This window comes from Psychroserpens algicola (assembly GCF_014526325.1).
GTDB classification, from domain to species: Bacteria; Bacteroidota; Bacteroidia; order Flavobacteriales; family Flavobacteriaceae; genus Psychroserpens; species Psychroserpens algicola.
In genome coordinates this window covers 1,118,124-1,136,772 of the sequence record NZ_JACNMJ010000001.1, presented here as the reverse complement: position 1 = coordinate 1,136,772, position 18,649 = coordinate 1,118,124, and the positions used below count along the sequence as shown (strand labels likewise).

Annotated in this window: 19 protein-coding genes; 7 read left to right on the top strand and 12 right to left on the bottom strand. The window is 34.1% G+C overall.

Annotated features, from left to right (window positions below; translation table 11 throughout):
• Positions 1 to 480, bottom strand: coding sequence for a GNAT family N-acetyltransferase (locus H7350_RS04750; RefSeq protein WP_204344713.1), 480 nt, complete (start codon positions 478 to 480; stop codon positions 1 to 3).
• A gap of 112 nt (positions 481 to 592) precedes the next feature.
• Here H7350_RS04750 and fbp point away from each other — a divergent pair, with 112 nt between their 5' ends.
• Positions 593 to 1,597, top strand: a complete 1,005-nt coding sequence (gene fbp, locus H7350_RS04745) for a class 1 fructose-bisphosphatase (protein WP_204344712.1) — start codon at positions 593 to 595, stop codon at positions 1,595 to 1,597.
• 46 nt (positions 1,598 to 1,643) lie between these two features.
• On the opposite strand, the gene H7350_RS04740 is transcribed toward fbp, so the two are convergent.
• Complete coding sequence (locus H7350_RS04740) at positions 1,644 to 2,075, bottom strand: TerB family tellurite resistance protein (RefSeq protein ID WP_204344711.1); 432 nt, start codon at positions 2,073 to 2,075, stop codon at positions 1,644 to 1,646.
• A gap of 98 nt (positions 2,076 to 2,173) precedes the next feature.
• On the opposite strand from H7350_RS04740, the gene mfd reads away from it, so the two are divergent.
• The 3 genes from mfd to H7350_RS04725 all read left to right on the top strand — a co-directional run bounded on the left by mfd (position 2,174) and on the right by H7350_RS04725 (position 7,865).
• Entirely contained in the window at positions 2,174 to 5,503 is a 3,330-nt protein-coding gene (gene mfd / locus H7350_RS04735; protein ID WP_204344710.1) for a transcription-repair coupling factor, read from the top strand.
• Entirely contained in the window at positions 5,500 to 6,354 is an 855-nt protein-coding gene (locus tag H7350_RS04730; RefSeq protein WP_204344709.1) for a DMT family transporter, read from the top strand. The genes mfd and H7350_RS04730 overlap by 4 nt, the downstream gene beginning before the upstream one ends.
• A gap of 200 nt (positions 6,355 to 6,554) precedes the next feature.
• A complete protein-coding gene (locus H7350_RS04725; protein ID WP_204344708.1) occupies positions 6,555 to 7,865 on the top strand; it encodes a TlpA family protein disulfide reductase in 1,311 nt (436 codons plus the stop codon).
• Positions 7,866 to 8,098: 233 nt separating this feature from the next.
• Here the strand turns inward: H7350_RS04725 and lysM are convergent, their stop codons facing one another.
• On the bottom strand, positions 8,099 to 8,608 hold the full coding sequence (gene lysM, locus H7350_RS04720) for a peptidoglycan-binding protein LysM (RefSeq protein ID WP_204344707.1): 510 nt from the start codon (positions 8,606 to 8,608) through the stop codon (positions 8,099 to 8,101).
• Between the two features lie 209 nt (positions 8,609 to 8,817).
• Positions 8,818 to 9,768 carry a nicotinic acid mononucleotide adenyltransferase gene (locus H7350_RS04715; RefSeq protein ID WP_204344706.1) on the bottom strand — a complete coding sequence of 317 codons (951 nt, stop codon included), beginning with the start codon at positions 9,766 to 9,768 and terminating at the stop codon, positions 8,818 to 8,820.
• Positions 9,769 to 9,898: 130 nt separating this feature from the next.
• Here H7350_RS04715 and H7350_RS04710 point away from each other — a divergent pair, with 130 nt between their 5' ends.
• Positions 9,899 to 10,900 carry an NAD(P)H-dependent glycerol-3-phosphate dehydrogenase gene (locus H7350_RS04710; protein ID WP_204344705.1) on the top strand — a complete coding sequence of 334 codons (1,002 nt, stop codon included), beginning with the start codon at positions 9,899 to 9,901 and terminating at the stop codon, positions 10,898 to 10,900.
• 64 nt (positions 10,901 to 10,964) lie between these two features.
• On the opposite strand, the gene H7350_RS04705 is transcribed toward H7350_RS04710, so the two are convergent.
• Positions 10,965 to 11,360, bottom strand: coding sequence for a hypothetical protein (locus tag H7350_RS04705; protein ID WP_204344704.1), 396 nt, complete (start codon positions 11,358 to 11,360; stop codon positions 10,965 to 10,967).
• An 81-nt stretch (positions 11,361 to 11,441) separates the two neighbouring features.
• Between H7350_RS04705 and H7350_RS04700 the strand changes: the two genes are divergently transcribed.
• Entirely contained in the window at positions 11,442 to 11,627 is a 186-nt protein-coding gene (locus H7350_RS04700) for a peptidase associated/transthyretin-like domain-containing protein (protein ID WP_204344703.1), read from the top strand.
• Positions 11,628 to 11,779: 152 nt separating this feature from the next.
• Here the strand turns inward: H7350_RS04700 and pheS are convergent, their stop codons facing one another.
• The 3 genes from pheS to H7350_RS04685 all read right to left on the bottom strand — a co-directional run bounded on the left by pheS (position 11,780) and on the right by H7350_RS04685 (position 13,844).
• Complete coding sequence (pheS, locus tag H7350_RS04695; protein WP_204344702.1) at positions 11,780 to 12,799, bottom strand: phenylalanine--tRNA ligase subunit alpha; 1,020 nt, start codon at positions 12,797 to 12,799, stop codon at positions 11,780 to 11,782.
• Positions 12,800 to 12,889: 90 nt separating this feature from the next.
• Positions 12,890 to 13,294 (bottom strand): lipocalin-like domain-containing protein, encoded by a 405-nt coding sequence (locus H7350_RS04690; protein WP_204344701.1) that lies wholly within the window; start codon positions 13,292 to 13,294, stop codon positions 12,890 to 12,892.
• 193 nt (positions 13,295 to 13,487) lie between these two features.
• Entirely contained in the window at positions 13,488 to 13,844 is a 357-nt protein-coding gene (locus tag H7350_RS04685; protein ID WP_204344700.1) for a hypothetical protein, read from the bottom strand.
• Positions 13,845 to 13,958: 114 nt separating this feature from the next.
• On the opposite strand from H7350_RS04685, the gene H7350_RS04680 reads away from it, so the two are divergent.
• Positions 13,959 to 14,486, top strand: a complete 528-nt coding sequence (locus H7350_RS04680) for a CvpA family protein (RefSeq protein WP_204344699.1) — start codon at positions 13,959 to 13,961, stop codon at positions 14,484 to 14,486.
• Positions 14,487 to 14,541: 55 nt separating this feature from the next.
• Here the strand turns inward: H7350_RS04680 and H7350_RS04675 are convergent, their stop codons facing one another.
• From H7350_RS04675 to H7350_RS04660, 4 genes are all read right to left on the bottom strand, one after another.
• On the bottom strand, positions 14,542 to 15,171 hold the full coding sequence (locus H7350_RS04675; protein ID WP_204344698.1) for a carbonic anhydrase family protein: 630 nt from the start codon (positions 15,169 to 15,171) through the stop codon (positions 14,542 to 14,544).
• A gap of 20 nt (positions 15,172 to 15,191) precedes the next feature.
• The gene (locus tag H7350_RS04670; RefSeq protein WP_204344697.1) at positions 15,192 to 17,054 is read right to left on the bottom strand and encodes a SulP family inorganic anion transporter; all 1,863 of its coding nucleotides are present in this window, start codon (positions 17,052 to 17,054) and stop codon (positions 15,192 to 15,194) included.
• Positions 17,055 to 17,125: 71 nt separating this feature from the next.
• Positions 17,126 to 17,800, bottom strand: a complete 675-nt coding sequence (locus tag H7350_RS04665) for a DUF2490 domain-containing protein (protein WP_204344696.1) — start codon at positions 17,798 to 17,800, stop codon at positions 17,126 to 17,128.
• 39 nt (positions 17,801 to 17,839) lie between these two features.
• A complete protein-coding gene (locus H7350_RS04660) occupies positions 17,840 to 18,643 on the bottom strand; it encodes a universal stress protein (protein ID WP_204344695.1) in 804 nt (267 codons plus the stop codon).
• Between the last annotated feature and the right edge of the window lie 6 nt (positions 18,644 to 18,649).

The window sequence follows — 18,649 nt, the reverse complement described above, 5'->3', positions numbered from 1 at the left end:
TTAAATATGTGCTATATAATTTTTTATTCCTTCTTCATTGAGATGAACAACATCCCAATCTCGTTTAACATCTGCTCCCTTTTTTTCATAAAAGCTAATGGCTGGCTCATTCCAATCTAACACTTCCCAGCTTATACGCTTAACACCTAAACTGTATCCGTATTTTACAACTTCGTCTAAAAGCGCAGTTCCTAAACCTGTTCCTCTTTTATTCTGGCTAACAACTAAATCTTCAAGATGAATAATTGGTCCTTTCCAGGTAGAAAAGCGGTTATAAACCAAAGCGATACCTTCAACAACACCGTCGATTTCCGCAACAAAACACACAAACTGTTTTGGATCTTCAAAACCATTTTTTATAAGTGTTTCAACAGTAATTTCAACTGCTTCAGGTTCTCTCTCAAAAACAGCAAGTTCTGTTATGAGCTCCAGAACTCTTGTCATGTCGGTTTTAGTTGCCTTTCTTATTAAGGTTACCATAGTTTTTAGCCCAAATATAATCTAAAACTTAACAATCTAGTCATATAATAATTCTGCTATAACGTTGTAGTTGATTAAAAAAATGAGATATTTGTAAAAACATCCACACTACATGTCTAGAAAAAATCAAACACTAGGTGAATTTATAATTGAAAATCAATCTTCTTTTAAATACACATCTGGTGAATTATCACGTCTTATAAACTCTATTCGTTTAGCCGCAAAAGTCGTTAACCATGAAGTAAATAAAGCTGGCTTGGTTGATATCATTGGAGCTGCAGGCGAGACAAACATTCAAGGTGAAGACCAGCAAAAACTGGATGTTTATGCCAACAATAAGTTCATACAAACAATGACTAAGCGAAATATTGTTTGTGGAATTGCAAGTGAAGAAGAAGACGATTTTATTTCGATTAATAGTCAGGATGAAAATCATCAAAATAAGTATGTGGTGTTAATTGACCCTTTGGATGGATCTTCAAATATTGACGTCAATGTATCTGTTGGAACTATTTTTTCAATCTATAGGCGTGTAACTCCTGTTGGAACTCCTGTAACAATTGAAGATTTTCTTCAACAAGGAAATAAGCAAGTTGCCGCTGGATATGTTGTGTATGGTACATCAACCATGATTGTATATACTACAGGAGATGGTGTTAATGGCTTTACTTTAAATCCTGCTATTGGAACGTTTTATTTATCACATCCAGATATGCAATTCCCTAAAGATGGAAAAATCTATTCGGTAAATGAAGGTAATTATATTCACTTTCCGCAAGGGATTAAAAACTATATCAAATACTGCCAAATGGAAGAAGGTGACCGACCTTACACAAGTCGATATATTGGTTCGTTAGTTTCCGATTTCCACAGAAATATGATTAAAGGTGGTATTTACATGTATCCTAAAAGTTCACAAAACGCTGAAGGTAAATTGCGTTTACTTTACGAATGTAATCCAATGGCATTTATTGCTGAGCAAGCTAATGGTAGAGCCAGTGACGGATTTACACGCATTATGGATATCCAACCAACAGAATTACACCAACGTGTCCCTTTTATTTGTGGTAGTAGCAACATGGTCGAAAAAGCTGAAGAATTTATGCGTAATGCATAAAAAAAGCAACCCTAAGGCTGCTTCATTTTTATCTTTTGAATCTTAATTATTGATTCATGAGTTTCATTTTTTCAGTAAACTCATCTAAATCTACTTCAAGATGTACCAAGTTTAATGCCTTATCTGTAATATATTTTACATTTTCCTGATTAAAACCTAAACCAATACACAGCTTTTCTAATAAGCGTATTTGATCTTCTCCTTCAATATGATCTGCCCATACCATACGTGCTAAATCATAAAGACGCTCTAAACGACTATCATAAGATGTAGGCGGATTAATAGGATGACTTTGATAATCTTTTAATATCTCTTTATAATCGGCTTCTGTTATATCTAAACGCGTTGCCAAACGGTCTAAAAAGGTTTTTTCAGCTTCATTAATAATCCCATCACTCATTGCAACTCTAACAATAGCTGCAAAGTGATCCTCATTACGCTTTTTAAATCCGCTTTCGAATAATTCTGAAAATGACATATTATTTGTTGTTTAAGTAGCACAAAGATAGTTTTATTAATACATTTTAACAATAACCAATGACACAAAAATTTTATATTTGCACAAAATAAAATGCCTTGAGTAAAACCATTCTCTCGCAAACGTATGCACAGACTTTGCAAATGCAAAATCTGCAAACTACTATTGCCCAAAATAAGGCAAAACTACATCTTAAAGGTCTCGTTGGCTCATCACTTTCTCTCGTTATTAGTGAAGCATTTAAAGCTTCTGAACTCCCGTTTTTACTTGTTTTTAACGATAAAGAAGAAGCAGCTTTCTACCTCAACGACTTAGAAGTTTTGCTTAACGACAAAGATGTTTTGTTCTATCCTGGAAGTTACCGAAGACCGTATCAAATAGAAGAAACCGACAATGCCAATGTATTATTAAGAGCTGAAGTTTTAAACCGAATCAATTCTCGGAAAAAACCTGCAATTATTGTCACGTATCCTGATGCGCTTTTTGAAAAAGTTGTAACCCGTCGTGAACTCGAAAAAAACACACTTAAAATTGCAGTTGGTGATGAATTATCACTCGATTTTGTTAATGAAGTTTTATTTGAATATAAATTTAAGCGTGTCGATTTTGTAACTGAGCCTGGAGAGTTTTCTGTACGTGGTGGTATTGTTGATGTCTTTTCTTTTTCACACGATGAACCCTATCGTATTGAGTTTTTTGGTGACGAAGTAGATAGCATCAGAACTTTTGATGTAGAGACACAACTTTCAACAGAACAGATTAAAAAAATTGGTGTTATTCCAAATGTTGCCAATAAGTTTTTAGAAGAAAGCAGGCAGAGTTTCTTAAAATATATTGCTCAAAAAACTGTGGTGTTTTCTAAAAATACAGATGTTCTGTTTTCTAGAATTGATGAGTTTTTCACAAAGGCTGAAGAGACTTTTAAAACGCTATCTTCAGAATTAAAACATTCTAAACCCGAAGAGTTATTCTGCAATTCGGAGTTATTAAAACGTCAATTACTTGAGTTTAGCTTAGTTGAATTTGGTACAGCAAGTTTATTTTCTAAAGAAAACATTGAATATAACACCTCGCCTCAGCCGTCATTTAATAAACAGTTTAACTTACTTATTGAAGATTTAAACTCCAATCACGATAAAGGCTACACCAATTATATTGCTTGCGTAAGTGACCAGCAAGCTAAACGATTTCATGATATTTTTGAAGACGTAGAAGAAGATGTTCATTATAAAACGATTGTACTGTCTTTATATCAAGGTTTTATTGATCACGATCAAAAAATCACCTGTTATACCGATCATCAAATCTTTGAACGCTATCATAAATTTCATTTAAAAAACGGGTATGCGAAAAAGCAAGCCATTACGCTTAAAGAACTTACCAATTTAGATATTGGAGATTATGTCACTCATATTGATCATGGTATTGGGAAGTTTGGCGGACTCCAAAAAATTGATGTGGAAGGCAAAAAACAAGAGGCCATTAAACTGGTTTATGGTGAACGTGATGTGCTCTATTTGAGCATTCATTCCTTGCATAAAATCACAAAGTTTAATGGTAAAGATGGGAAGCCACCAAAAGTCTACAAACTTGGTAGTAAAGCCTGGAAAACGCTCAAGCAAAAAACAAAGTCACGCGTTAAGGAAATAGCATTTAACTTAATTCAGGTATATGCTAAACGTAAACTAGAAAAAGGCTACCAATATAAACCTGACAGCTACCTTCAGCATGAATTAGAAGCCTCGTTTATCTATGAGGACACGCCTGATCAAATCTCATCAACCGCAGATATTAAAGCTGATATGGAAAGTGAGCGTCCTATGGATCGCCTCGTTTGTGGTGATGTTGGTTTTGGTAAAACTGAAGTCGCTATTCGAGCTGCTTTTAAAGCTGTTGACAACGGAAAGCAAGTTGCTGTTTTGGTTCCAACAACTATTCTCGCCTACCAACATCATAAAACATTTACCGAACGCCTTAAAGATTTTCCAGTTACTGTCGATTACCTCAATCGCTTTAGAACAGCTAAAGAAAAACGAATCACTCTAGAAAAGCTTGAAAAAGGACATGTCGATATCATAATTGGAACACATCAACTGGTCAATAAAAACGTAAAATTTAAAGATTTAGGCTTACTTATTGTCGATGAAGAACAAAAATTTGGAGTTGCCGTGAAAGAAAAACTTAAAACCTTAAAAGATAATGTAGACGTGCTAACGCTTACTGCAACACCTATCCCAAGAACATTACAGTTTAGCTTGATGGCCGCCCGAGATTTGTCGGTCATTACTACAGCACCTCCAAACCGTTATCCGATAGAAAGTCATGTGATACGATTTAATGAAGAAACCATTAGAGATGCGGTTACTTATGAGATTCAGCGTGGCGGACAAATCTTTTTTATTCACAATCGAATTGAGAATATTAAGGAAGTCGCTGGTATGATTCAGCGTTTAGTGCCTGATGCTAAAATTGGCATTGGTCATGGCCAATTGGATGGCAAAAAACTTGAACAACTCATGCTGGCGTTTATGAATGGTGATTTTGATGTATTGGTAAGTACTACTATTGTTGAAAGTGGATTAGATGTTCCTAATGCTAATACTATTTTTATTAATAATGCCAATAATTTTGGTCTCAGTGATTTACATCAAATGCGTGGTCGTGTTGGACGAAGTAACAAAAAAGCCTTCTGCTACTTTATTACACCAGAATATTCGGCAATGACAAATGATGCCAGAAAACGTATCACAGCTTTAGAACAATTTACCGAACTGGGAAGTGGTTTTAATATTGCAATGAAGGATTTAGAAATTCGAGGTGCAGGAGATTTATTAGGTGGTGAACAAAGCGGATTTATCAACGATATTGGTTTTGATACCTATCAGAAAATATTAAACGAAGCTATTGAAGAACTCAAAGAAAATGAGTTTAAAGATCTATATCAAGATACTGGTAAAGAGAAAGATTACGTTAAAGACATCACTATTGATACTGATTTCGAATTATTATTTCCAGATGATTACGTCAATAATATTACCGAACGCTTAAACCTTTATACCAAACTTAATACCCTTAAAACAGAAGACGAATTACAAACTTTTGAAACTGAAATCGTCGATCGTTTTGGCGAATTACCAATTCAGGTTGTCGATTTATTAAACAGTGTTCGTATCAAGTGGATTGCAACCAAAATCGGACTCGAAAAAATCATCATGAAAAAAGGGCGTTTTGTAGGTTATTTTATAAACGATCAACAGAGTCCGTTTTATCAAAGTGACAACTTTACTAAAGTATTGCAATACATACAAACGCGTCCGAAAGACTGTAAAATGAAAGAAAAACAAACCAGAAATGGTTTACGTCTACTACTTACTTTTGAGCATATTAAATCTGTTCAACAGGCACTTACGAGACTTCAGGACATATGAAAGACACGCACTTAAAACACATCTTTTGGCTCACTTTCGCTACTATATGTATTAGTACTTCTGGAGCCTTAGGTAAATTTATAGATATGCCTATTAGTGTCGTTATCTGGTGGCGAAGTGCCTTAGCTGCCTTTTTTTTACTCTTCTATTGTAAATTCAAAAATGTAACGCTTAAATTTAATTCGAATCAGGATAGAATGACAATTATTGTCTCTGCTCTTTTTTTGGGAGTGCATTGGATTACATATTTTCATGCCTTAAAAGTATCTAATGTAGCTATAGGGATGCTCTCGCTTTTTACATTTCCGGTGTTTACCGCTATTTTAGAACCCTTGTTTACTAAAGTAAAATTTGACCCGATTCACATACTGCTTGGAATATTGATTTTACTTGGTATTTACTTCTTAGCGCCAGATTTTGACTTAGAAAATTCGCAATTACAGGGTGTACTTTGGGGAATGATTTCTGCCATTTCTTATGCCATAAGAACACTACTACTAAAACAGCATATTTCAGCTTATAATGGAAGCATGTTAATGTTTTATCAGGTTTTGGCTCTAACATTTGTTTTAGCACCTGCATTATTGATTAATGGGACTTCTGACATCAAAACACAATATCCTTATGTTATTACTCTTGCGCTTGTAACTACAGCTATTGGTCATACACTATTTGTAAACAGTTTAAGATATTTTAAAGTAAGTACCGCAAGTATCATATCGAGTACACAGCCTATTTTTGGTATCATCATCGCCTTTTTATTTTTAAAAGAAGTCCCAACCTGGAATACATTTATTGGTGGTGCATTAATCATTTCAACAGTCGTTATTGAAAGTATACGCTCGAAATAAAAAAAATTCTGATATTTGGCTTGATATTTGAAATTGAACACGTGTTTAAAAATTATATTTATCTGCTTTTCTCATGACACTGTTACGTCTCCCTGAATTTATTTCAGGGTCTCATTCAGTAGATAGACATAAGTTTTTATGTGATTCTGAAACAAGTTCAGAATGACGAATATTATAATAGTAAATAAAAATTAATACTCATGAAAAAACTCTTATTAGCACTGGCACTTATTCCTACATTTATTTGTGCTCAAAATACCATTAGTGGTATATTTTCTCCTGCTGAAGAATTTACGTATGCCTTTTTATACCATGCAACACCAACAAATTCAGATTATGTCAATAGAGCACAATTAGGTGTCGACGGAAGTTTTAGTATTCCTCTTGATTCAACAGCAACTCCAGGCATTTATAAAATTGTTTATGCCTTACCTCCTGAAGAGAATAATTTTGATTTTATTTACAACGGAAAAGAGTCAGTTGCATTTACCTTTAGTCTAGACACCGGATTAGAGTTTACCGACGGTCAAGACAATAAACTATGGGCATCCTACACAAAAAGTATGGACATGGTAAACAGAACCATTAGTAATTTTTACACACAAGAAAGCACTGATAAAAAAGCTTACGCCGACATCATTAAAACCTTAGAAGATACGCAATCGGCTTATGAAACATCTGCTGAAGGCACCTTAGCTTCTGTATTTATTAAAGCTAACTCACCTTATATTCCTCAGGGTTTTGAAGACTTATCGACCTATTCAAAAAACTTAAAACGCACTTATTTAGAGCATGTAGATTTTAGTAATCCACTATTACAAAGCTCAGACTTCTTAGTAGATCGCGTGCTGGCTTACATCTTCGGAATGACCGCAAACACCACCAATGATACTTATAAAAAAGATGTCGATGATTTAATGGAGACCATAGGCGAAGGTCAGATTGAAATTAAAACGATTTTATTTGAAATGATATGGAGACGGTTTAAAAGCATGAATAATCCTGAATTAGCTAATTATGTCACTGATAATTACTTGCTTGAGTTATCTAAAAAAACAAGTTATGATGCGTTGACCGAACAATTAATTACCTACAAAACAAATACCATAGGTAATAAGGCTACCAATTTTGACTTAGCTGTTACAAAAGATGGAACCACTGTAACAACAACGCTTCATGATTTAGATAGTGCCAATCAATATCTGTTGATTTTTTGGAGTAGTGGTTGCGGACATTGTTTAGATGAACTGCCAAAAGTTAAAACTATGCTAGCCGATAAAAAGGATATCAAAGTCATTGCCTTCGGACTAGAAGACGAACCAGACAGCTGGCAGACAAAAATCACAGACTATCCCGATTTTATACATGTTTTAGGTTTAGGCAAATGGGATAACCCTACAGCAAATGCTTATGGTATAGAATCGACACCTTCGTATTTTATATTAGATAAAGACAAACATATCATTGCTAAACCTTATGATTTAGAAGCTTTGGAAAAGGCTTTGAAATAAAAGCTTTTACTACACTTTTAAATAGGCTAAGCATACAGACGTTAAGTGCTGTTAACTAATTATTTAAAAGCATTTAATTATGATTTTATAGGTGATAACCTATATCAGAATTTCCTAAAAAATTAATAGTTTACTACATGGTAGGTCTATTAGGTATAATGTATTTACAGAAAACTTAACACAAAAAAAGCACAACTAAATGTTGTGCTTTTTTTTATATCTAAACTTTAAACTTAGTCTAAGCTAGGAATACGTAATACCTGACCTGGATAAATTTTATCAGGATCGGTAAGCATTGGTTTATTGGCTTCAAAAATTTCAGGGTATTTCATGGCATTACCATAATAGTGCTTTGCAATTTTACCTAAAGTATCGCCACTTACAACCGTATGAAATTGTGCTTCTGGCTCTACGTGTTCTACAGTCATGTTATCATCTACAGTAGCAATTCCAGCAGTATTACCAACGACTAAAATAACTTTTTCTCTAGTGGCTTGATCATATGCCTTTCCTGATATTCTAGCCATATCGTCATCTACAAATATGTTTAAATCTTCTACTTGTAATTGTAAGTCAGTAATCGTTTCTTCTAAATTTCTTGCAGCAGCTTCTTCTAATCGTAACTCAGCTGCATCTGCCTCTCTTTTTGCTTTAGCTCTTGCTTCGGCAGCTTCTTCTTCGGTTGTTTTTCCAATACCGAAAACTTTAGCACCTGTATTTTTAATAAATGAAAATAGTCCCATAATTGTTTGTTGTTTTTAAGGTTATAAATCTGTATTTGTAAAGTTGGCGAAATTCTTTGTGAATTCCAATTATATGACCAACTACATTATTCGACACAGTTATAACTGTAGAAGTCACTATTTTTAAACCACAAACCGAATATAAAAGAAAACGCCCAACTCAAATAAATGAGGTGGACGTTTCTGGAGTCTAAATAACCAACCAAAATCTAGCTCCTTGTATTGACCCTAGGGTTCTCTTTTTTAGCAGTTTTCTGCTTACGTTTTTTTAATTGTTTTGATCCTTCAACCTTTCTTCCTAAGGCATCTGTTTCTCTTAAGAATTGAATATATCCTCGTCCGGTAAATTCATATATCGTTTCAGACGACGGATGGAATAATTCTATCCTTTGATCATTAATAACGCTCAACTCGAAGTATTCATTGTCGAAGAAATCATAATCTAGTGTTAATGTTTTCAGATACATATTTCCACTAACATTTCCAACACCGTAAACACCTGTATAATCCCAGTAAATATTATCTGGATTTCCAATGTTTACATCTTGAGAGCTTCTAAATTCTGAATCATTTCCGCCTGCTAAAAACTGTAAATAGTTTTCTTCGTCAAACTCATTTATCGCTCCAAACTCACTGGTATATGTTTTTTCCCATGCTTCGTACTCTTGTAAGAAATAGTGAATATTATCATAGAATACAAAATCATAATCAAACGTACTTCTTTGATATCCGTTTAAAAAATAAGAGGTATCATTAAATGGGTTATATAATTCGATGGTATTATTATCGATTTGATAGACATCAAAGGTTTCAAAACCGTCAATATCATGATTGATATCTAAAATCATATTATAGGCATCGTAGCTTCCGACGTCGATTCCGTAGCCATTACCTTGGCTTCCAATACCAACTAAATTATTATTAGCGTAAAGTACGCCGTTTCTAAATGAAATTGTAAATGCAATTTGTAAAAACGGTGTTTCACCCGGACCTAAAGTCTGATTGACATCTACATACCATAATTCATACGAATTCAATAACTGATTTATGGTAATACCTGGCTGATTGTCAAAATCATTGATAATAACCTCATCTGTATAACATGAAGTAAATAGTGTTGCTGTTAAAGCAAAGCCTAAGAGTAGTTTTATCGTTTTCATAATCTTCCGTTTTTTGATTTCTATGTATTAGATTTCAAAACACGTGCCAAAAACGAAAGTCTATGGATTTCTCTTCGTAAAAAGCCTATAAAATGCTTATTTTTGGGTAACCGAAATTGATAATCCATTTATGAGTCAACCATTAAAATATGCAGTTTTTGGCGCAGGAAGCTGGGCAACAGCCATCGTAAAGATGCTTTGTGAAAATTTAGACGAAGTTGGTTGGTACATGCGTAGCGTATATACCAAAGAGCATTTATTAAAAGAGCAACACAACCCTAGTTATCTAAGTTCTGTAGAATTTAAAACAGAGCAACTTAAACTGAGTAATGATATCAATGACATTGCTGAATGGGCCGATATATTGATTTTTGTGATTCCGTCGGCTTTTATTCATTCAGAATTAGAAAAGCTGACTGTTGATATTTCTGAAAAAACGATTGTTTCGGCAGTCAAAGGAATTATGCCCGAATCTGGTTTATTGGTAGGCGAGCATTTCCACGATATTTATCACATTCCGTTTGAAAATATTGCAGTGATTGCAGGACCTTGTCATGCCGAAGAAGTCGCGCTCGAACGCTTATCGTATTTGACTATTTCTTGTGCCGATGCCGAAAAAGCGCAAACCATAGCCAATGCCTTATCTAGCGATTATATCAAAACCAAAATTAGTGATGATATCATTGGGACAGAATATGCTGTGATGCTTAAAAACATTTATGCGATTGCTGCCGGAATTGCTCACGGTTTGGGTTATGGTGATAATTTTCAAAGTGTATTGATGAGTAATGCGATTCGGGAAATGAAACGTTTTATCAAAAAAATGCACAAGATGAAACGCAACATCAATAACTCGGCGTATTTGGGTGATTTACTGGTTACAGGTTATTCAACATTTTCTAGAAACAGGATGTTTGGAAACATGATAGGGAAAGGTTATACGGTAAAATCGGCACAAATGGAAATGAATATGGTTGCCGAAGGCTATTACGCTACCAAAAGTGCGCATTTGCTGAACCAAAAGAATAAAAAGAAAACACGCTTACCTATTATTAATGCAGTTTACGATGTGCTTTATGAAAATAAAGATCCTAAAAAAGTCTTTAAAAAATTAACCGATAAGCTGGATTAATTTTTTTGCCATCCTGAACTCGTTTCAGGATCTCATCCTAGCAGATTCCACATCAATTGCGAAATTATTTCACCAAAACACCCTTCAACTGCATTAAAGGAATGGTTTGTAATGCTTTTGTATTAATGGTATTTTTTCTAAATAGATACGATTTATCAAACATTTGATTTCCTTCAAAAAAGGTCACCTTAAAGGTGTTATTTAGCTCTAAAACTTGTTCTTGTAAATACTCAATTTTAGCATAACTTCTGGCTGGCAATTTTGAAATGGTATGACGCATTGGTGGTGTCATTTTGGTATCCGTATACCCTTGAGACACGATAAGAACCGTTTCTAAATCTTTATCTGTATTATTAATGATGTAGGCATTCCAGTCTTTGGTTTTGTATTCGATATGCTCTTCTTGAACAACAGCAACATGTACATCTTTTACTTGAGGAATTTGAATGTCTTTTTTCATGTCACAAAACTAAAACATATAGTTAAGATTTTGATAATCTCGCATAAATAATCGAACTTCGTCTTACAGCCTAAACATTCCATGTCCTATGAGACTCGTTTTATTGTTCTTGCTATTAACATCTACTTTGATGACGCAAACGATCAAGGGACAATTTTAGCCGAAACCAATGTTCCTTTAGAGCGCGTTTCAATCTATGCCAAAAAGGGAGATATAGGTACCGTTTCAAATGCTTATGGTAGATTCATCAGAGGTTTATGTTATTGACGTGGAGGAATTTGAAAAAACCAAATCAATTAACTCTAAAAACTTAGTTCATAGTAACAACTGAAGATTTTAAATTTGTAAATGCAGCAAATGATATAGAAGAATACATTAAATGCTTATTAACGCAAGTGAGTAAATACACACTATATTAATTACAAAGCACTCTTAAACTGCTCTAAAAAACGCACATCATTTTCACTTAGTAAGCGGATATCGCTAATTTGATGCAGTAACAAGGCGATACGATCGATTCCCATTCCGAAGGCAAAACCTGAATAAGTTTTAGAATCGATACCACAGTTCTCTAAAACGTTTGGATCCACCATACCACAACCCATAATTTCTAACCAACCTGTACCTTTAGTCATTTTATAATCGGTTTCGGTTTCTAGTCCCCAATACACATCGACCTCAGCACTTGGCTCAGTAAACGGGAAATACGATGGTCGCAATCTAATTTTAGATTTGCCAAACATTTCGGTGGTGAAATACTGAAGGGTTTGTTTTAAATCGGCAAAACTTACGTCTTTATCAATATATAAACCTTCTACCTGATGAAAGAAACAATGGGAACGTGCCGAAATTGCTTCGTTACGAAACACACGGCCTGGTGAGATGGTACGAATTGGAGGTTTGTTGTTTTCCATGTAACGTACCTGAACCGAACTGGTATGTGTGCGTAATAAAATATCAGGATCGGTTTGAATAAAAAACGTGTCCTGCATATCGCGTGCTGGGTGATACTCGGGTAAATTTAGTGCAGTAAAGTTATGCCAGTCATCTTCAATTTCTGGACCTTCACTCACATTAAAACCGATACGAGAAAAGATATCTATGATTTGGTTTTTTACTATGGAAATTGGATGACGTGCACCAATCTCTATAGGTTCTCCTGGACGCGAAAGGTCACCATAAACACTCTTGGTTTCTTCTTTACTTTCTAGCTCTTCTTTTAAAGCATTAACCTTGTCTTCGGCAGTTTTTTTAAGCTGATTAATGGTTTGGCCAAATTCCTTTTTTTGTTCATTTGCCACATTTTTAAACTCAGCAAAATATGCTTTTAGAAGTCCTTTAGACCCTAAATATTTAATACGAAAAGCTTCAACCTCTTCTTTAGACTGGGTTGTAAATGCTTCGGCTTCTTCTATGAGTTCTTTTATCTTATCTATCATGATACCTAAAAATGAAACGCAAATTTAGGGATTTTAAACACAAAAAACTCCCTGAATCAAGGAGTTTTTTGTTTATAAGGTGATTGACTATTATTGTCTTATGAAAACATCGGTATAGGTAACTCCATCCTCAACATCTTCGAAGGACATTGTATTGCCTTCAAAATTTATTTCCTGAACAAAAGTATCACCATCAGTAGTGGTTGCATATTGACCATTACCTAAGTTTTCCCATGTTCCTGAAACGGTAAATTCTAATTCGCATCCTCCATCTAAATCATCGTCATAAAGTGATGTTGTAAAGGTACCACTAGACGTAATTACGATTGTAGTTTCATATTCACAATCTTCTAATGCAACTTCAGTTCCATTTTCTAAACTTTGGAAAAATATCCAGTTTCCGATGAATGGATCTCGTGATCCTGAATCGTCATCACTACTACATGATGTAAAAAGAAGAGCAAATACACTTAGGGCTAAAATAATTTTTTTCATTGTTGAAATTTTAAGGTTAAGTCTGCAAACTTAAAAAATTAATTTAGAGTAAGATATTTCGTTCATTAATTTTTTTGCATTAAGTGTCAAGGGGTTGCGTTAAGGATGGAGGTATTGTTGGAGCTCCTCGAAGAGAGCGACTACCGAGAGCCTGGCGCTCTGGAGTTGTGTACGTAAGAGCGTAACGCCCAAATTAGTCTATAAATTGAGTTTCTATAAAATAATTAACGATAGCATCTTTCATTAAAACACTTTGTTCACCAGCTTTTAGTGGTGGTAATGCTTCTTTAACTTTATAATGTGGCCAGCCTTCGTCATCTACAAAATCGAACTCATAATACCCATAAGGCGTCAATAATTTACAAATGGCGATGTGCATTAAATCGAGTTTGTGATCTTTTTTAAATTTACGATCCAATTGTCCTAATTCTTGAACACCAATTAAATATATGATGGCATCTAAATCTAGCGGATCTCCATCAGAAAATCGTTCTGAAAGCTTTTTAACTATTTGTTCCCAACGTTGTTTTAACTGCTCGTCTCTTGCCATAAGTTTTCTATCAAAGAAAATTAGATTGCAAAGTTAATAAACTATAATCGCACGATACGCGTTATTATTTTAAAATGAGAAAATTTATGTAGGTTTGTTAAAACGCACTTCATTATGGCATTGATCGATATTATTTTAGCAGCCCTTTTACTTTTTGGACTTATTAGAGGTTTTATGAAAGGTTTTTTTGTGGAAATTGCTTCGCTAGTAGCTTTAATTGCTGGTGTTTATGGCGCGATTCACTTTAGTAATTTTGCTGCGGAGTTTCTGGACAGTAAAGTCGATTGGGATGAAAAGTATATCAATATCGTTGCTTTTGCAATCACCTTTGTGGTTATTGTTTTGATTATTGCACTTGCGGGAAAAGCATTGACTAAACTTGCAGATTTTGCTGCACTTGGGATTTTAAACAAACTTCTGGGAGGTCTTTTTGGTGCTTTAAAAATTGGCTTGATTCTTAGTGTATTGCTTATTGTTTTTGATACGATGAATAATTCTATTCCTTTTGCAGATGAAGAGGATTTGGAAACGTCTATACTTTACAAGCCTGTTAAGTCGTTAGCGCCTATGATTTTTCCGAGTATTTTAAACAAGGGAAAAAGTGATGCTGATGACGAAACAGAAGCAAATTCTGAAGCATAAAAAAACTGCCTATAATCTATAGACAGTTTTGATTATAAATAAAGTGATTTACTTTTTAAATTAGTTCTACTTTTCCAGTATGTAAACTGTATACACCACCAACAATTTTGATATCGCCATTATCTTCCATTTCGGTTAGGATCTGACTTTTTTCACGAATTCGCTCTATGGTTAGTTTTACATTATTCTCTACTGTTTTAGCAACAAATTCTTTATTAGAAGAATTAGCTTCGCCATCAACTTCATTAGCTGATTTTCTAACAGCAGGCATAATATTATCTAACATTGCTGTAATGTTTCCGAGTTCTACTCCATCACAAGCGGCTTTTACTGCGCCACAACTTTCATGGCCTAGTACTAAAATTAGTTTACTTCCAGCAACATTACATGAATATTCTAAGCTTCCTAAGATATCTGTGTTTTCAAAGTTTCCTGCAACTCGGGCTACGAAAACATCACCAATAGCCTGGTCTAAAACAGTTTCAACAGGAACACGAGAATCGATACAAGATAATACGACAGCCTTTGGAAACTGGCCTCCAATCGTTTGATTTACTAATGCAGAATTATCTGTAGCTTGAGAATTTCCGCTAACAAAACGATTGTTACCTTCTAATAAATCTTTTAATACACTGCTAGGTGTTAATGTACTTTGTACTTCTTTTGTAATTGCTATATTTTTCATTTTATTAATATTTTATTTTTTTAATATTCATCTTTTACGTTTTCTTTAATCCATGTCAAGCATTCTTTAAAGGATTTAAATATGTGATCTTCAGAAATGAAGTCTGGTATGATGTCGATGCGTTCCATCATATATCGAGGCTGTCTTAATACGTTTACAAATAACACATCGACGCCTTTTGCTTTAAGTTCTTGAAGCATATCTTCCATAGCGTACAATCCTGACTGGTCCATGTACTGCATTCTACCTAATCGTAAAATAACTATAGATGCAGTTTCTGGAATTTGCAAAGTAAGCTGCTGGAAATCGGATGTTGAACCAAAAAACAAAGGTCCTTTTAAGTGTTTGATAAACACTTCTTCTTTTAATTTTGCTGGAAATTCAGATTCGTCAGCCCAGGCTTCTTCTTTTAACGGTTTGACATCAGAGCGTTCGGCAGTTAGGTCTCCTATTTTCTTCATAAACATTAAAGAGGCAATTATGAGTCCGATACCTACTGCATAAACGAGGTCCCAAAACGACGAGAGTACTAAAACGACTAGCATAATTAATACTTCTGAACTTAATTTTAGTGGACCCAGTTTGATATCTTTAGGCAATGCTGGTATAGCACGTAAGCCTTTATAATCCATTACACCAATACCAACAGTTATTAATATTCCTGCTAAAACCGCTGCTGGAATTTGTGATGCTACTGGTGCTAATGCCAGTAAGATAATAAACAACAAAATACCTGCTATCATCCCTGAAAGCTTTGTTTTCCCTCCAGAATTTATATTGACTACCGTACGAATTGTTGCACCTGCTCCTGGGATTCCTCCAAACAAAGCTGCGATACTATTTCCGATACCTTGTCCAACCAGTTCTTTATTTGGTTGATGCTTGGTTTTTGTCATATTATCGGCTACAACACTCGTTAATAATGAATCAATAGCTCCTAATAAGGATAAAGTAAGCGCCGTAAAAATATAGGGCGTTATACTTCCCAGGCTAAAATTGGTAAAGATTTCTGTCTTTAGTTCTGGAAGTCCTTGAGGAATTTCAGGAATGGGACGATAATCTAAGTTAAAGAGTATGGCTATTGCGGACATAACGATGAGGGCGACTAGCGTACTCGGAATTTTAGTTGTAATTCGTTTAAATCCGTAGATGATAAAAATGGTCCCTAAAGCTAATAGTAATTCTAACCAATTGATGTTTTTAACGGCTCTTGGCAACACTTTAATTGCTCCTAAAACACCTGAAGCATTTTTAGCAGCTAATGTTTGAGATTCTTTTAAAATATCGTCTTGGGTAATTTTCTCAGCTCTGGATATTGTTTCTTTAAAATTTTCAAGAACTAAAATACCTTCTCCTGCTTCATCCTTGAGAATGTTTTCAAGAATCACTTCTTCTGCCTGCGGCTTATATTGATTTACAAAATCCATATCTTCTTTTGGATAATAACCAATTGAAGGTAGAATTTGTGTGACCAAAATAATGACACCAATAGCAGTCATAAAACCAGATACTACAGGATAAGGAATGTATCGTATATACTTCCCCAGACCAATAGCTCCCAAACCTATTTGCATCAAACCTGCCAATAGAAAAACCGTTAAAATTGCAGGAAGTGCTTTTTCTATACTTCCGTCATTGGCAGCAATAATACCCGCAATAACGACCATACTCACAGCTGTCATAGGAGCCGTAGGACCGGATATTTGCGTGTTTGTTCCTCCAAATAGTGCGGCAAAGAAGCTAATAAAAATAGCTCCATAAAGTCCTGCACTGGGACCCAATCCGGAGGAAACCCCAAAGGCTAAAGCTAGTGGTAAAGCAACAATTCCTGCTGTTATTCCACCAAAAGCGTCTCCTTTGATGTTTGAAAATAAGTTTTTCATAATTTAGTTTTTACATGATTCCCTAAGTTAACCTAATTTTTAGGTTTTTAAAATTCTATCTTCAACATTATTTAGAAATTTACAAATGCTATAATATTAACTTGGTCTCTACCCGAAGTTTCAAAAAATTGATTCATATAACCCAATTCTAAACGCAATGCTTTAGAAAACTCATAGCCTAAGCCTCCATAGACTCTATTTCTATCAAAAACAGACGTTTCGGTATTTAAAAATATCTCATTATATGCTGATAGATACAATGGGTTTTTATGGTCTTCTTTATATTGAAGCGGAATCTTAATTCCTAAAAAGTATCTGAAACGCATTTTAAAATCATCTTCCACGAATCGCTGTTCAAATCGATAGCGATGACTTAGCCCAACTTTACCTACGTTTTGTTTGGTGGTAAACTGTTGAAAAATACGATGCTCTTCTACAGATATTTTATCAGTGGTATTATCGATATAATTTTCAGATAGAATATAACCATATCCTAATAAAATATTATCGTTGTTTTCACTTAAATTATAGCCCAATCCTGTACGTAACAATAATTGTTCTAAATCTCCAATAGCGTCATAATTTCTGTATTGAACTTCATTATGGATGTTCCATTTTTCATTGAGTTTTTTATTCCCAATATAAATGAGCCAATTACCTAAATTACTCTCTTGCGCAAGCGCTGTTTTTGGAAACACTAATGTGAGAAAAAGTGTGACGATTGAAATGAGCTTCAGATATTTCATATATAAACTTTAAACTTATTAACGTATTACAATTTGTCTTTAGCTTGTCAATAGCAACGAGACATCAACTTTATCAATAACATCTTGTAATTTGACTGTATTGACTTTTTGCGTTTTGGCTTGATCAATTCTTCCTACACATAATAAATTGACTTTATTTTTAACCAAATAACTAGATAGTGTTTGATAAACATTATCGTTTTTTTCGAACACAAAATCTACCTTTTTATTAGTCGTACTAGGCAATTCATTAGGTGTTTGATTTAATTTATCAATAATATTAAACGATTTTAAAGATTGATCTGTTTGACTAATTAATGTTTCGATTAAATTAGACTCAAAAGACTGTTTCTCATTATTAAAAAAACCTAATGACAGTTTCTTTTCAGGTTCTAAACTCTGTGTTCCAGAAGCTATCATTACAATGTCTTTGTGTGTATTTAAAACAAATTCTGTAATACTGTCACCGATAAAACTCAATTTTTTAGGTTTACGTTTCCCTAAAACAATAATATCGGGTTTAGTTTTTTTGATTTTATCTTCTATTTCGTTTTTCACATTCCCAATTGTAAATGACGAATGGATAATTGAACCATAGTCTTCTGAAATTGGATCAATAAGTTTTCTTATTTTTTTCTCAACTTTAATATGCTTTTTACTAATGGTTCGCATAGCAGACAACTGACTATCGGTCTCTACAACATCAATTGGCTTTATCACATGGAACAACTCAATATCGGCATCAACCATCTTTGATAAGCTGATTGTGTTTTTTAAAGCAGTACTGGTGCCTTCTTTTAAATCTGAAAGCACCAATATCTTATATTTATTATTATTTGTCATATCATT